The organism is Hymenobacter ruber, from assembly GCF_054783255.1.
In genome coordinates, this window is the sequence record NZ_BAAGQX010000004.1 from 1,567,162 (window position 1) to 1,581,776 (window position 14,615).

Annotated in this window: 12 protein-coding genes; 3 read left to right on the top strand and 9 right to left on the bottom strand. The window is 58.7% G+C overall.

Annotated elements, in window-relative coordinates:
- Positions 1-300 precede the first annotated feature (300 nt).
- Positions 301-1,260, top strand: a complete 960-nt coding sequence (locus tag ACYVM5_RS17260; RefSeq protein WP_460619343.1) for an NmrA/HSCARG family protein — start codon at positions 301-303, stop codon at positions 1,258-1,260.
- A 94-nt stretch (positions 1,261-1,354) separates the two neighbouring features.
- On the opposite strand, the gene pckA is transcribed toward ACYVM5_RS17260, so the two are convergent.
- Positions 1,355-2,980, bottom strand: coding sequence for a phosphoenolpyruvate carboxykinase (ATP) (gene pckA, locus ACYVM5_RS17265; protein ID WP_460619344.1), 1,626 nt, complete (start codon positions 2,978-2,980; stop codon positions 1,355-1,357).
- Between the two features lie 243 nt (positions 2,981-3,223).
- Between pckA and ACYVM5_RS17270 the strand changes: the two genes are divergently transcribed.
- Together ACYVM5_RS17270 and ACYVM5_RS17275 are read left to right on the top strand one after the other, a co-directional pair.
- Positions 3,224-4,129, top strand: a complete 906-nt coding sequence (locus ACYVM5_RS17270; RefSeq protein ID WP_460619345.1) for an AraC family transcriptional regulator — start codon at positions 3,224-3,226, stop codon at positions 4,127-4,129.
- 131 nt (positions 4,130-4,260) lie between these two features.
- The gene (locus ACYVM5_RS17275; protein WP_460619346.1) at positions 4,261-5,829 is read left to right on the top strand and encodes a peptide MFS transporter; all 1,569 of its coding nucleotides are present in this window, start codon (positions 4,261-4,263) and stop codon (positions 5,827-5,829) included.
- Between the two features lie 86 nt (positions 5,830-5,915).
- On the opposite strand, the gene ACYVM5_RS17280 is transcribed toward ACYVM5_RS17275, so the two are convergent.
- The 8 genes from ACYVM5_RS17280 to miaB all read right to left on the bottom strand — a co-directional run bounded on the left by ACYVM5_RS17280 (position 5,916) and on the right by miaB (position 14,500).
- Entirely contained in the window at positions 5,916-6,500 is a 585-nt protein-coding gene (locus ACYVM5_RS17280; RefSeq protein ID WP_460619347.1) for a GNAT family N-acetyltransferase, read from the bottom strand.
- 120 nt (positions 6,501-6,620) lie between these two features.
- Positions 6,621-8,267 carry a chaperonin GroEL gene (gene groL, locus ACYVM5_RS17285; protein ID WP_460619348.1) on the bottom strand — a complete coding sequence of 549 codons (1,647 nt, stop codon included), beginning with the start codon at positions 8,265-8,267 and terminating at the stop codon, positions 6,621-6,623.
- A 47-nt stretch (positions 8,268-8,314) separates the two neighbouring features.
- Positions 8,315-8,605, bottom strand: coding sequence for a co-chaperone GroES (gene groES / locus ACYVM5_RS17290; protein WP_168673154.1), 291 nt, complete (start codon positions 8,603-8,605; stop codon positions 8,315-8,317).
- A 258-nt stretch (positions 8,606-8,863) separates the two neighbouring features.
- A complete protein-coding gene (gene secG / locus ACYVM5_RS17295; RefSeq protein ID WP_460619349.1) occupies positions 8,864-9,256 on the bottom strand; it encodes a preprotein translocase subunit SecG in 393 nt (130 codons plus the stop codon).
- A gap of 27 nt (positions 9,257-9,283) precedes the next feature.
- Entirely contained in the window at positions 9,284-10,855 is a 1,572-nt protein-coding gene (locus ACYVM5_RS17300) for a hypothetical protein (RefSeq protein WP_460619350.1), read from the bottom strand.
- A gap of 215 nt (positions 10,856-11,070) precedes the next feature.
- Positions 11,071-11,550 carry an LptE family protein gene (locus ACYVM5_RS17305; protein ID WP_460619351.1) on the bottom strand — a complete coding sequence of 160 codons (480 nt, stop codon included), beginning with the start codon at positions 11,548-11,550 and terminating at the stop codon, positions 11,071-11,073.
- 37 nt (positions 11,551-11,587) lie between these two features.
- A complete protein-coding gene (locus ACYVM5_RS17310) occupies positions 11,588-12,880 on the bottom strand; it encodes a sigma-54 interaction domain-containing protein (protein WP_460619352.1) in 1,293 nt (430 codons plus the stop codon).
- A gap of 177 nt (positions 12,881-13,057) precedes the next feature.
- Positions 13,058-14,500 (bottom strand): MiaB/RimO family radical SAM methylthiotransferase, encoded by a 1,443-nt coding sequence (gene miaB, locus ACYVM5_RS17315; protein ID WP_460619353.1) that lies wholly within the window; start codon positions 14,498-14,500, stop codon positions 13,058-13,060.
- Positions 14,501-14,615: the final 115 nt, after the last annotated feature.

Genomic DNA, 14,615 nt, shown 5'->3' on the forward strand with positions numbered 1-14,615 from the left:
AATCGCACGCCTGCCGCTGGTAGTTCAGTAGCCATTCGGAAAACAATTTGCCCGCCTGGGAAAGAATTTTTCAGCTTCGGGAGCGTCCCGAATTCGTCAATTCTGTACTGTTGTCAAGCTGCTGACGGGCAATAATATCAACTCCTCCAAAGGCCCACCATTCTCCCCGGTGGGCGTGATGCAAGCTAAAAAGCAGCCATTAGTGAAGCTGGGAATGACTTGTATTAAAAATATATTATAGTATATATTAATTATTTTAGTGGTGTTTTCAGTTTTTCATCACTGTCAAATGCCTGAGCTATGCAAAAGAAACTCATCACCGTCTTCGGGGCCACCGGGGCCCAGGGCGGCGGCCTCGTCCGCGCAATTTTAAATGACCCCTCGGATGAATTCGCTGTGCGTGCCGTCACCCGCGATATTCATTCGCCCAAGGCGCAGCAACTGGTGCGGCTCGGGGCGCAGGTCGTGGCCGGCGACCTCGACGACCCGGCGAGTATTCGCCGGGCAATGGCCGGCGCTTACGGCGCGTATTGCGTGACCTTTTTCTGGGAGCATTTCTCGCCCGAGAAAGAAGATACCGAGGCCCATAACATGGCCCAGGCGGCCAAGGATGCGGGTCTGAAACACGTTATCTGGTCGACGCTGGAAGATTCGCGCAAATGGATTCCGCTGTCTGACAACCGGATGCCAACCCTGATGGGCAAGTACAAAGTGCCCCACCTCGATGCCAAAGGGGCCGCCAACCATTATTTCTCCGACCTCAAGGTGCCGACGACCTTCCTGCTCACCTCGTTCTACTGGGAGAACTTTATCTACTTCGGCATGGGGCCGAAGCCGGGACCAGACGGCAAGCTGGCCATCAGCTTGCCGCTTGGCAATAGCAAGCTGTCGGGCATAGCGGCCGAGGACATCGGAAAATGCGCGCTGGGCATCTTCAAAAAAGGCAAGGCGCTGATTGGCAAAACGGTTGGCATCGCCGGCGAGCAGCTCACCGGCCAGCAAATGGCCGATGTCATGACCAAAGTATTCGGCCTGCCCATTGCCTACAACGAGCTGACACCCGAGCAATACCGCAACCTGGGCTTTCCCGGAGCCGATGACCTCGGGAACATGTTCCAATTTCAGCGGGATTTTGCCGACGATTCCCTCAAAGTTCGCAACCTGGCCTTCTCACGCGAGCTAAACCCCGAGCTGCAAACCTTCAGCGAATGGCTGATTAAAAATGGCCAGCGCATCCCGGTCGAGCAGCTGGTCGGTTAGGCTTGCGGCCGCCCAAATGGTCGCCAATAAAACAGCGAAAGCCCCGTCGGCTGCAACCGACGGGGCTTTCTGGTGAGTGAACTTCTGCGGAAACTTAGGCTTCTACCGCCACGCGCGGTGCGCCGGCCAGGATTTCCTCGTTGGCAAAGTCGGCGTATTTCTTAAAGTTCTCCACGAATTTCTCGGCCAGGTCCGACGCCGTTTTGTCGTAGGCTTCCTTGTCGGCCCAGGTGTTGCGCGGGTCCAGGATTTCGGTGGGCACGCCGGGTACTGCGCCGGGCACCATCATGCCAAACACGGGGTGCTTGGTGAATTTCACGTCGTCGAGCTGGCCGTTTAGGGCAGCCGTAATCATGGCGCGGGTGTAAGGCAGTTTCATGCGGTGGCCGGTGCCGTAGCTGCCGCCCGTCCAGCCCGTGTTGATGAGCCATACGTTGATATCCGGGTTTTCGTCCATCTTCTGGCCCAGCATCTCGGCATATTTGGTGGGGTGCAGCGGCAGGAACACCGCGCCGAAGCAGGCCGAGAACGTGGTCTGCGGCTCGGTTACGCCCATTTCGGTGCCGGCCACCTTGGCCGTGTAGCCCGACATGAACAGGTACATGGCGTGGCTCTTGTCGAGCTTGCTGATGGGCGGAATCACGCCAAAAGCATCGGCCGTGAGGAAGAAAATGTTCTTCGGTGCATCGGCCACGCCGGGCTCAATGGCATTGGGAATGAAGTTGATGGGGTAGGCGGTGCGGGTGTTCTCCGTCACCGACTTGTTGGCGTAGTCGATGGTGTGCGTGCCGGGGAAGAAGCGCGTATTTTCCACGATGGAGCCGAAGCGGATGGCGTCATAAATCTCGGGCTCCTTCTCCTTGCTCAGGTCAATCACCTTGGCGTAGCAGCCGCCTTCGAAGTTGAAGATGCCGGCATCGGGCGTCCAGCCATGCTCGTCGTCGCCGATGAGGCCGCGGTTGGGGTCGGCCGAAAGCGTCGTTTTGCCGGTGCCGGAGAGGCCGAAGAAGATGGCCGTATCGCCGCCCTTGCCCACGTTGGCCGAGCAGTGCATGCTCAGGGTATTGTGCTCGTGGGGCAGGAGGTAGTTCAGCACCCCAAAAATGCCCTTTTTCATCTCGCCGGCGTAGCCCGTGCCGCCAATCAGAATCATCTTCTTGGTGAAGTTGATGATGGCGAAGTTGGGCTGGCGGGTGCCGTCCACGGCCGGGTCGGCCTCAAAGCCGGGGGCGCAGATGATGCTAAAATCGGGCGTCCAGCTGGTGTCCGCGCCGGGTTCGGGGCGCAGGAACATGTTGTAGCAAAACAGGTTGTGCCAGGCTTGCTCGTTCACGATGCGCAGCTTGAGCTGGTAGTCGGGGTTGGCGCCGGCGTAGGCTTCGCGCACGTACAGCTCCTTGTCGGCCAGGTAGGCCACCATTTTCTGGTGCAGCTGGTCGAACTTGTCGGTGTCGAAGGGAATGTTGATATCGCCCCACCACACGCTGTTTTCGGTGTTGGCGTCTTTCACCACAAACCGGTCTTTGGGCGAGCGGCCGGTGAATTTGCCGGTGTCGGCCATCAGTGCGCCGGCGTCGGTGAGTTGGCCTTCGCCGTTGCGCAGGGCGTGCTCGATGAGCTCGGCCGGCGTCGGGTTGAGGTGAACGGTGGCGGTTTCGCGGAAGCCGAGCGGCTGCAAACGATTGCGGGCGTCGACGGCAGAGGTGGGAGCTTCTTGCATGGCTATGAAAGTTTGGGGGGTGGGAGTTCTCGTCGCTGAGGATACAAAGGTAGAATCGCCGGGCGGGCCGGTAGTGAAACAATTCGTTTCTTTACCAGGACAAATCAAACCTGATACGGCCCAAGCTGCGCCGTATGTTGCCAAAGATAGCACCGCAAGCCCATTCGGGCCGGAATGATTCAATCATCTGGTAGTTCTGCCTACTCACAAGGTTCCCTTTGTCCCTATAAAAACTCGTCCGTCATGGCCACCGACATTGCCCGCTACAACGGAATCTACGGCGACCGCAAGGCCCAGATTTCGCACGACTACCTCCAGAGCCAGCTCATCGTGCCCCGCCAGCGCATCACCGACTGGGGCCTCAAGCCGCACCTGCACGAAAACCTGTTCCAACTGTTTTTTCTCGAAGCCGGCCGCGCCGCCTTCGAGGCCACCGAGCTGGTGGAACTGCGCACGCCCTGCCTGGTCATCATCCCGGCCAATACCGTGCACGGCTTCACCTTTAGCCCGCAGGTGAAGGGCCGCACCCTCACGCTGTCGGAGGCGCTGCTCGACACGATTCTGCAAGCAACACCCGGCGTACTGGTTGAAATCAACGCGTTACATATCTTATCCGAATTCAACTCCGAAGTCAGCTTTGCCGATTTGTCGGCCCTGGAGCAACAGATTCACGAGGAAATCAACTCGGAGCTGCCCGGCAAGCAACTCGCGCTGAATGGTTATTTTAAGCTGCTGTTCGTGAAAATATTCCGGCTGCTGCACCACCGCCGGGGCCAGGAGGAAAGCCCCAACCGTGCCCTGCATTACTTCCGCGAATTCCAGAAAGCCATCGAGCGCACGGCACCCTTCGAGAAGAAAATCTCCGATTTTGCCCAAGAGCTGAAGATTACGCCGGTGCATCTCAACCGTATCTGCCAGGCCGTGAAGGGCAAAACGGCCCAGCAAATTGTGCAGGCCCACACCATCCGCCGGGCCCACAACTACTTATTGTACACTTCGCTCTCGGTGGCCGAAATAGCCTACGAGCTACAATTCGTCGACCCTGGCTATTTCACGCGGTTTTTCCGCAAGCAAACCGGGATGGCCCCGGGGGCTTATAGGGCGAAGGCGTACCGGAGCGATGGCGGGTCAGTGGCGCGGACGTTGTAGCCCGCGCCGCGGCTCAACCGGCTTCATAATGCCGAAACTTTCCTAGATTTACCGTGCCCGTATTGCATCAAGAACGCAGCGCGTCGCTTTTCAACCGATTTCCTCTTATTTCTCACCCCTAGTTTCCCTCAATGCAAACCATTCCTGCTCAGACCGAGCAACCGCTAGCTGCGGAATCCACGAGCCACCCGCGCGGGCTGTACCTGCTCTTCGCCACCGAAATGTGGGAGCGGTTCAGCTACTACGGCATGCGCGCCGTGCTGGTGCTGTTCCTCACCAAGGCCATGATGATGGACAAGGCTTTCGCGTCCAAATTCTACGGCGGCTACACCAGTCTCGTGTACCTCACGCCCCTCATCGGCGGCTTCATCTCGGACCGGTACTGGGGCAACCGGCGCTCCATTCTCACCGGCGGCCTGCTGATGGCCCTGGGCCAGTTCACGCTGTTTTTCTCGGCCTCGAACTACGGCGCGGCCGACACCCACGCCCTGAGCCACTGGATGCTGTACCTCGGCCTGGGCGTGATGATTGTGGGCAACGGCTTCTTCAAACCCAATATTTCGAGCATGGTGGGCTCCCTCTACAGCCCGGCCGACAAGCGCAAGGACGCGGCCTACACCATCTTCTACATGGGTATTAACCTGGGTTCGTTCATCGGCAACACCATCACCAGCCTCATCGGCGACACCGGCAACCCGGCCGATTTTCGCTGGGCGTTCCTGGCCTGCGGCATCGCCATGCTGCTGGGCACCGTGATTTTTAACTGGGGCAAGGGCAAATACCTGCATACGCCCGAGGGCGTGCAGGTGGGCGAAACGCCCGTGCAATCGGGCGGTGTGATGGGCATCTATGCCCTGCTGCCGGTGCTGCTGGCCATCATCCTGGGCATTCTGTGGCTCGATTCGGCCAAGTTCCCCACCATTGCGCCGCTGCTGGGCGTGGCCGTGGTGGGCATTGCCTACATGATTTTCAGCGATAAATCCCTGAGCGGGGCCGACATCAAGGGCATCATGGTAATCTTCATCGTGTCGTTCTTCGTGGTGTTCTTCTGGGCCGCATTCGAACAGGCCCCGGCTTCGCTCACCTTTTTCGCCGATGAGCAGATGAACCGCACCATCTTCGGCTTCACGCTGCCGGCCAGTATTTTCCAGAACCTCAACGCCATCTTCGTTGTGGTGGGCGCGCCGCTCATGGCCATGGTCTGGACGGCCCTGGGCCGCCGTGGCGTCGAGCCGCCATCCCCGCTCAAAATGGCCATCGGCCTGGCCTGCCTCGCCGCTGGCTACCTCGTGATGTGCTTCGGTGTGCACAACCTGCAGCCCGGCGTGAAGGTGAGCATGTTCTTCCTGGTAGCACTTTATTTCCTGCACTCCGTGGGCGAGCTGTGTTTGTCGCCCATCGGCCTCTCGCTGGTAAACAAGCTGGCGCCGGCCAAATTTGCTTCGCTGCTGATGGCTGTGTGGTTCCTCGCCAACGCCGCCGCCAACTACCTGGCCGGCTACATGAGCAGCCTCTACCCCGACCCCAAATCGACGGCCCCCGCGCCGGAAGTCCTGGGCTTTCACATCACGAACCTCTACGATTTCTTCATGGTGTTCGTGGTTTCGGCCGCGGCGGCGGCTGCCATTCTGTTCCTCATCAGCGGCAAGCTGGCCAAGATGATGGACGCTCGCAACTACCCCGCGCCGGTGGCGCAGTAATTGCCTTTGGCACTGCATAAAAAAGCCCCCGGCACCATTGGTGCCGGGGGCTTTTTTATGCAGTTCACACCGTTCGACGAAGGGCGCTACTGACGGGCAATCCAGTTTTCTTTAGTCAAACGATAGATAAAGTTGAGCTTGGGCGCCTCGCCGAAATAAGCTATTTCCTCCTCGGCAATCTTTTCGGCGCCCAAACGGCAGATGGCTATTTGCGAACGGGTATTCTGCCCGCCAATGTGGAAATATACCTGCGAGACAAACTGGTAAATGTAATCCAGCATCAGTGCCTTCACTCCGGTGTTGAAGCCCTTTCCCCAATAGCGGGTGGCATAGAACGTGTAGCCAATCAGAATGCTGTTATCCTCCTCGTTATACCGGTAGAACCGCGTGCTGCCAGCTACTTCATTGGTGGCTTTGTCTACAATTTTGAAGGCGCCGTGGCTTTGCATCGCTCCGTCAAAAAACGTCCGGAATACCTCCGGTCGCCACCGGTCTTTGTTTGGGTGCTGCTCCCAGATGCTTGGGTCTGCAGCCGTAGTGTGTAGGGCTGCAAAATCAGTTTCCTGCAGGGGCAACAACAGTACCTGCTGGTTTTCTAAGCGGGGTTGGATATTGGGCATCATGGGGCAGCGTGCAAACGGGCAAGTAGTGTAGCAGGCGATGACCGCCAAGGTACAGCAGCGGCGGGACCATTTTGCGGTTTGAGAATTCCTGCGAGCACAAAAAAGCCCCGCCGGCAATACCGGCGGGGCCTTCTCTTGAGCTAACAGCAGGGCTGCCAGCGGCTCGACTTACATCATGCCGCCCATGCCACCCATACCGCCCATGCCGCCGTCGCCGTGGCTATGGCCAGCTTCTTTGGGCTCGGGCTCGTCCGAAATCACGGCCTCCGTCGTCAGCAACAAGCCGGCGATGGAAGCAGCGTTTTCGAGGGCCAGACGGGTCACCTTGGTGGGGTCGATGATACCAGCGGCCACCAGGTTTTCGTAACGGTCTTCGCGGGCGTTGTAGCCGTAGTCGGCCTGGCCGTCGCGCACTTTCTGCACCACTACCGAACCTTCGCCGCCAGCATTGGCCACGATGGTACGCAGGGGAGCCTCCAAGGCGGTGCGAATGATGTTCACGCCGGTGCGCTCGTCGGCATTGTGGGTGTCTACCGCAGCGAGTGCCTCAATGGCACGCACCAGGGCCACGCCACCGCCGGGCACCACGCCTTCCTCAACGGCGGCGCGGGTGGCGTGCAGGGCATCGTCCACGCGGTCTTTTTTCTCTTTCATCTCCACTTCCGTGCTAGCACCGATGTAGAGAATAGCTACGCCGCCGCTCAGCTTGGCGAGGCGCTCCTGCAGTTTCTCCTTATCGTAGTCGCTCGTGGTGGTTTCCATCTGGGCCTTAATCTGGGCCACGCGGCCGGTGATGGCATCTTTCGAGCCCTTGCCGTTTACGATGGTGGTGTTGTCCTTGTCAATGATGATTTTCTCAGCCGTGCCCAAGTACTCCAAGGTCGCGTTTTCGAGCTTGTAGCCCTGCTCTTCGCTGATAACGGTACCGCCCGTGAGGGTGGCAATGTCTTCCAGCATAGCCTTGCGGCGGTCGCCGAAGCCGGGAGCCTTCACAGCCGCGATTTTCAGCGAGCCGCGCAGCTTGTTCACCACCAGCGTAGCGAGGGCTTCGCCGTCCACGTCTTCCGAGATGATGACCAAGGGCTTGCCAGTCTGCAGCACCTGCTCCAACACGGGCAGGAGCTCCTTCATGGTGCTCACTTTCTTGTCGTAGATGAGAACGTAAGGCGAGTCGAATTCAACCTCCATTTTCTCGGGGTTGGTCACGAAGTAAGGGGAGAGGTAGCCGCGGTCAAACTGCATGCCTTCCACCGTCTTCACTTCGGTTTCAGTACCACGAGCTTCTTCCACGGTGATGACGCCTTCCTTGCCCACTTTGTCCATGGCATCGGCAATCATTTTGCCAATTTCCATGTCGTTGTTGGCCGAAATAGCACCCACTTGAGCAATTTCCGACGAGTTTTCAATCTTCTTCGACTGCGTTTTCAGATTGGCTACTACTGCTTGCACAGCTTTGTCGATGCCGCGCTTCAAATCCATCGGGTTGGCACCGGCGGCCACGTTTTTCGAGCCGGCGGTGTAGATGGCCTGGGCCAAAACCGTAGCCGTAGTGGTGCCGTCGCCGGCCTGGTCGGCCGTCTTCGATGCCACTTCTTTCACGAGCTGAGCGCCCATGTTTTCAACCGGGTCGCGCAGCTCAATTTCCTTAGCCACGGTCACGCCGTCTTTGGTAATCGAGGGAGCACCGAATTTCTTGTCGATGATGACGTTGCGGCCTTTCGGGCCGAGGGTCACTTTCACGGCGTTTGCCAGTTTGTTCACACCGGCCTGCAAGCGGGCACGGCCTTCGGTGTCGAATTGAATGTTCTTAGCCACGTTGGGAAGAATTATGAGTTATGAATTATGAGTTATTCTCGGCGGGCTTAGAGCACGGCGAAAATGTCTGACTCGCGCATGATGAGCAGGTCTTCACCGTCGACGGTGATTTCAGTGCCGGCGTACTTGCCGTAGAGCACCTGGTCGCCCACCTTCACCTGGGGCTTGATGATGGTGCCGCTGTCGGCGGTTTTGCCTTCGCCCACGGCTACTACTTCGCCACGCTGGGGCTTCTCCTTGGCCGTATCGGGGATGATGATGCCGGATTTGGTTTTCTCCTCGGCGGCGGCGGCGCGAACAATAACGCGGTCAGCCAGCGGTTTCATGCTAAGTGCCATTTTGGGTGTATTTGGGTTGGATTAAGTTGAAATACTAGGTGTCCGGTCTATTCTCATTTCCCGTGCCAGCGCCACAAACCTGACAAAATGGGCAGGCTTTAGCCGTGAAAGGTGGCAGAAGTGGCGTAAACGTCGGTACTGGTGGCGAATTTGGCCGCACGTCAGCACAGCATTGGGCTGGTAGTATTGCCAAAGAAAAAGCCGGTGCCTCTCGTTAAAGAAGCACCGGCTTTAGTCGGTTCGGAGTAGAAGCCGAGGTTATTTGGCAGGCGTAGTAGCCGGTGCTGGCGTGGTAGTGCCAGTGGGCGCCGGAGCCGGAGCAGTTGCGTCGGGGGCCGGAGCCGCTGGAGCTGGGGCAGTAGGAGCCGGCAGCTTGGTTTCGAGGGCGCGCTGCTGGTTCACGCTGCGCACCGGACCACCGCCGGTGGAGGTGAGCATGTGCGAGCCGAGCGACAACACCACCAGACCGATAGCAAAGCCCCAGGTGAGTTTTTCGAGCAGGTCGCCGGTGCGTTTCACGCCCATCATGCTGGCCGCGCCGCCAGCGCTAAACTGGCTGGAAATTCCACCCCCTTTGGGGTTTTGGGCCAGCACTACGAGGGCCAGCAGGAAACACACCAGGAGAATGAGGATGATGAGAGCAGTGTACATGAGGGGTAAAGAAGCTGAAAAAGCAAATTACGCTGAAGGTTGCAATGATTCTATTTGGGCTGCAAAGTACGCCATTTTTTCCGGCTGCTTCACCATGAGTTTTTCATAAATCTCAATGGCCCGGGCAGTTTTGCCCTGCCGCACGAAGATGCGGGCCAGATTTTCGGATACAAGGTCGGGTTCGGCGCGGGTGCTGCGCACGCTCAAATCGGGCTGGCCGCCGGGCGTGGGCGGCAGCATGCCGGGCCGCGTGAGGCGCGGCTGGCGCTTGAGGAAGTTGTTGATGAGGTCAATGGTAGAGGGCAGCTCGGGCGGCGCGGGGCAGTGCGTGGCCCAGTGGTCGAGCAACAAAGGGTCGGGCTCGAAGAAAGTGCCGGTGGGAGGAAGCGGCACGGCCGGCGGCTGGGCGGCGGCTACTACGGCAGTGGCCGTTTCGGCGGCTTCAACCTTGGCAATCAGCAAGTCCAGGAGCTGCATGGAAAGGCCCAGGCGGCTACTTTCGCCGAAAGCGTAACCCACCACGGCATCGCCGGTGAAGGCAGCCGGAGTGAACACCGGCGCAGCTGGAACCGGCGCCGGCAGGCTGAATGCGTCAGGGCTGCCCAGGCTGCGGGTAACCGCCGAGGCGGCCCATTCATCAACCAAGCCGGGCAGTTCGTAGCTCGTTACGGCGGCGGGGGTCACATCGGCCAAGCCAAATTCAAACCGCGCTTCGCCCACTTCTACCGGTGGGCGAATAGCGGGGGCCTGGGCCGGTAATTCGTCAGCTATTTCAGTGACTTGAGGTGCGTCAGTTGCCGATGCCGAAATTATTTCAGGCTCTTCTGCTGCCACTTCCTCGGCCGGGGCACTAGCCGTTATTTCAATCCCTTCCTGGTCGACCAGTGTAGGCAGTTCTACCGGAGTTGGTGCTGCTGTTGGTATTGCGGGCTGCAATTCAACAGCTAACGCAGGAGCTTCGTGCGCATTTTGCGGCACCGCTGGCTTCTCTTCCTGAACGATGGAAGTTGATTGCGTGGCTTCAGCCGTGGGAGCTACTTCGGGGAGAGCTTCTACAGTAGCTGCCGGTGCTGCGGGTACCTGCGCGGCCACGGCCGATGGCAAGTCTTGTTCAATTTCAACGGAAGCCGCTGGCATTGCCGGACTTGTGGGCACTGGTTGAGGTTCCTCAACGGCTGCAATTGGCTCGGGCTTTGCAGAAATGACCACGGCTGCCGGTGCGGGGGCAGAGATTTCTGCCGCAACCGGCGCCGCTGGCGGTGGTGTAATAACTGGTGCAGTTTCGACCACCAGGGTTGGCTCGATTGCCGTCGGGGGCTCAATTAATGGCGCAGCCTCGGGAGCCGGAATAGATACGGGCAGCGGTTCCACTTGCTCGATGAGGCGGCGGAGCAGGCTGCGGTCGGCGGCGTAGGTGGCGGCGCGGCGCAGGCGCTGGCCAGCCAGCATGGTGCCTTGGTCGTGGGCGGCTTTGGCCAGCAGCAGGTGGGCCGTCTGGCAATAAGGGAAAGCCTGGGCCAGCTGCTCAAGCTCGCGCACTTCGGCCGGGCCCAGGGCGGTGGGGCGGTCGAGAACGTGCAGGAGCGTAGCGCGGGTCACGGATGAAACAGGCAGTGAAAGCGGCAAATAGGAAAGGCTGATTTTCGGAGCAAAGCTCCAAATCAGCGCATCGGACCCATTAATGGGGGTGCAACATTACGCTAATTTACGCAGATACCCCAGCTGCTACCGTACAGTTAATGGATATTTCCCGTGAAGCTTTACGCGTAATTTCCCCGCTGGCTGACTTTAGTCAGTCCCAATTTATTCGCCGCCTACCAGTTAGCTACCGACTTGTTGAAAATGTCGGTAATAATTTTATCCGTGGTAGTCCGCACGGCGCTGGGGTCGTTGTTGATGGTCGAAATGTTGCGGTTGGCCGCGTAGTCGTCAAAATTCTGGAACACCTGCTCAAAGCTCTGCTTGTCGTCTTTGGTGTTGGTGAAACGGATTTTGACCTGAATAGTGAGGCGGTTTGAGCCGGCCTGCGACACGCCGTTGACCTGCTGAATGGAGGCCGGCGCAAAATCGTAGGCCACAATGTTGCCGTCGAATTGCAGGTCGCCGTCGCGGGGCACGAGTTTCAGGTTGGTGTTGCGCTGGAAATAATCCTTCAAATCTTCCGTGAAGCGCTGCGTGAGAAAAGCCGGGCCCGAGGGCGAATTATTCTGGATAGTGGCAATGGAAATGGTGCGCACCGCCGGGTCAATGTTGGTGCCGTTGAAGGAGTACACGCCGCAGCTGCTCAGGCTCAATAACAGGCAAAGCGCAGTTATTGAATAAAAAGCGGCTTTATACTTGCTCCAGGTCATATTGCTTGAGTTTGCGGTACAGGGTGCGTTCCGAGATGCCCAGGTCGTGGGCGGCGTACTTGCGCTTGTTGTTATGTTTCTTCAACGCCTTGAGAATCATCTCGCGTTCCTTAATGTCGAGCGAAAGCGTCTCTTCCTCGGTTTCGTGTGGAATGTCCTCCACCGGGGTTTCGTCGTCGTAGCTCGTGGCCGGCTCGCTGTTGTAAGGGCTGGGGGCGGCGGGCAGGAAATACTCGGCGGCCTGACCGCTGTCAAACGCGCTGGCGGGAGCCGTATTGTTGAAGAGGTGGCTGTTTTGACGCAGCAGCTCCTGGGCCTCGTGGGGGCGCTGGCCGGTGGCCAATTCCAGCACCATTTTCTTGAGGTCCGTCATGTCGCGGCGCATGTCGAACAGGATTTTGTAGAGCAAATCCCGCTCGGAATAGCCGGCGGCGGCCCCGTCGGGTGCGCCCGGGCCCAATAGCATGGGCAGGCGGCTGGCCTGGTCCTGCGGCAGGTAGGGGGCCAGGCGGCGGGCATCCACGTCGCGCTCGGTTTCGAGCACCGACATTTGCTCAGCGATGTTCTTGAGCTGGCGGATGTTGCCGGGGAAGCGGAAGCGCGTGAGCACTGGCACGGCATCGGGCAGCAGCGTGATGGGCCGGGTGCGGTAGCGCTCGGCCGCATCCGAAGCAAACTTGCGGAACAGCAGGTAAATATCGTCGCCGCGCTCGCGCAGCGGCGGCACCGTGATGGGCACCGTGTTGAGGCGATAGTACAGGTCTTCGCGGAAGGTGCCGGCCTGTACACGGTCGAGCAGGTTCACGTTGGTGGCAGCTACCACGCGCACGTCGGTTTTCTGCACTTTGCTGGAACCCACGCGGATAAACTCGCCGTTCTCCAGCACGCGCAGCAGTCGGGCCTGCGTGCCCAGCGGCATCTCACCGATTTCGTCCAGGAAAATGGTGCCGCCGTTGGTTACTTCGAAATAGCCCTTGCGGGCCTCATTGGCCCCGGTAAAGGAGCCTTTCTCGTGGCCAAATAGCTCTGAATCAATCGTGCCTTCGGGAATAGCGCCGCAGTTGATGGCAATGAACTGCCCGTGCTTGCGCGGCGACAGCGCGTGGATAATTTTGGAAAATGACTCCTTGCCCGACCCGCTTTCGCCGGTGATGAGCACCGTCATATCAGTAGGCGCGACCTGCGCGGCCACCTGAATGGCGTAGTTCAGCGCCGGCGCGTTGCCGATGATGCCGAACCGGAGCTTGATGGATTGGATTTCGGAAGGTGTCATTCAGAGGACCGAATCAGAATAATTCAGCCGTAAAATTATTTTTTAGGAAAATTCATGCGCCAGAGCAACCGGATAACTAAAAAGGCTATAAAACCTCCTACTGCAAAAAGTAAGATTTGCCACAATAACAATGCAGGTCCGGGTGCCATGGGATTTGGTAGAAGTTGATGGATGAAACTAGGCGATTACGGCCTCACCAAGTAAAGTACTGGCTGTGGATGAATGCACGAGCACATTTACATAATCGCCCTTTTTGAAATTGCCTTTCGGAAAAATAATAACCTGGTTCTGGCTGTTGCGGCCGCTCAGGTCGTCTTTCGAGCGTTTCGAGAAGTTCTCGACCAGCACCTTGTGCACCTGACCCACGGCGCGGGCGTTGCGCTCGGCGCTGTGGACTTGCTGAATATCAATTAATTCCTGCAAACGACGCTTCTTGGTTTCGAGCGGAATGTCGTCGGCCAGCTTGCGAGCGGCCAGCGTGCCGGGGCGCTCCGAGTAGAAGAACTGGTAAGCCATATCGTACTTCACGAAGTGCATCAGGCTCTTGGTGTCCTCGTGCTCTTCCTCGGTTTCGGAGCAGAAACCGGCAATCATGTCGGTCGAGATGGCACAGTCGTCGCCCAGGATTTCGCGGATTCTATTCACTCGCTCCTCATACCAGGGGCGGTCGTAGGTGCGGTTCATGAGGGCCAGCACGCGGGAGTTGCCGCTCTGGGCCGGTAGGTGGATGTACTTGCAAATGTTCTCGTGGCGCGCCATGGTATGCAGCACCTCGTCGGTGATGTCCTTGGGGTGTGAGGTAGAGAAGCGTACCCGCAGCTCGGGGCTGATGAGGGCCACGCGCTCCAGCAATTGGGCGAAGTTGATGTGCTCGGTGCCGTCGGCCGAGGCCCATTTGTAGGAGTCCACGTTCTGGCCCAGCAGGGTCACTTCCTTGTAGCCCGCCGCTACCAACGCACTGGCTTCCTGGATGATGCTGTGGGCGTCGCGGCTGCGTTCGCGGCCGCGGGTGAAGGGCACCACGCAGAACGAGCACATGTTGTCGCAGCCGCGCATGATGCTGATGAAGGCCGACACGCCGTTCGAGTTCAGGCGCACGGGCGTGATATCGGCGTAGGTTTCCTCGCGGCTCAGCAGCACGTTCACGCCCTTCTGGCCACCGTCCACCTGGCTGATGAGGCCGGGCAGGTCGCGGTAGGCATCGGGGCCCACCACGAGGTCCACAATCTTCTCTTCTTCCAGAAACTTGCTTTTCAGGCGTTCGGCCATGCAGCCGAGCACACCCACCAGCATGCCGGGCTTACGCTTTTTGTGCGAATTAATCTGCTTGAGGCGCATGCGCACCGTCTGCTCGGCCTTCTCGCGGATGGAGCAGGTGTTGAGCAGCACGAGGTCGGCGTTGGCCAAGTCGTCGGTGGTGTCGAAGCCTTCGTCGAACAGGATGCTCGACACGATTTCGGAATCCGAGAAATTCATCTGGCAGCCGTAGCTCTCGATGTAGAGCTTGCGCTGGCGACCGGTGCGGGTAGCGGCCGTCACCCGCACCTCGGCGCTGGGCGTAGCCTCGGCGGTGGGAGCGGCTTTATCTAAAAAATCAAGGGTTAACAGGGGTTGGGCCATATTCTAAGCGCGTTTCAGCGGAAGACAAAGATACGGCAACCACGGCTAAAATGACAGAATGGCAGAATAATGTAGGGTGCAGAGCTTGCCTCGCCCGGTGTTAAATCACTCGTTC

Excerpts from the sequence above, each read along its gene's own strand:
- ACYVM5_RS17270 (WP_460619345.1), top strand. The coding sequence starts at position 3,224 with ATGGCCACCGACATTGCCCGCTACAACGGAATCTACGGCGACCGCAAG.
- miaB (WP_460619353.1), bottom strand. The coding sequence starts at position 14,500 with ATGGCCCAACCCCTGTTAACCCTTGATTTTTTAGATAAAGCCGCTCCC.
- ACYVM5_RS17310 (WP_460619352.1), bottom strand. The coding sequence starts at position 12,880 with ATGACACCTTCCGAAATCCAATCCATCAAGCTCCGGTTCGGCATCATC.
- secG (WP_460619349.1), bottom strand. The coding sequence starts at position 9,256 with ATGTACACTGCTCTCATCATCCTCATTCTCCTGGTGTGTTTCCTGCTG.
- pckA (WP_460619344.1), bottom strand. The coding sequence starts at position 2,980 with ATGCAAGAAGCTCCCACCTCTGCCGTCGACGCCCGCAATCGTTTGCAG.
- ACYVM5_RS17260 (WP_460619343.1), top strand. The coding sequence starts at position 301 with ATGCAAAAGAAACTCATCACCGTCTTCGGGGCCACCGGGGCCCAGGGC.
- ACYVM5_RS17275 (WP_460619346.1), top strand. The coding sequence starts at position 4,261 with ATGCAAACCATTCCTGCTCAGACCGAGCAACCGCTAGCTGCGGAATCC.
- groES (WP_168673154.1), bottom strand. The coding sequence starts at position 8,605 with ATGGCACTTAGCATGAAACCGCTGGCTGACCGCGTTATTGTTCGCGCC.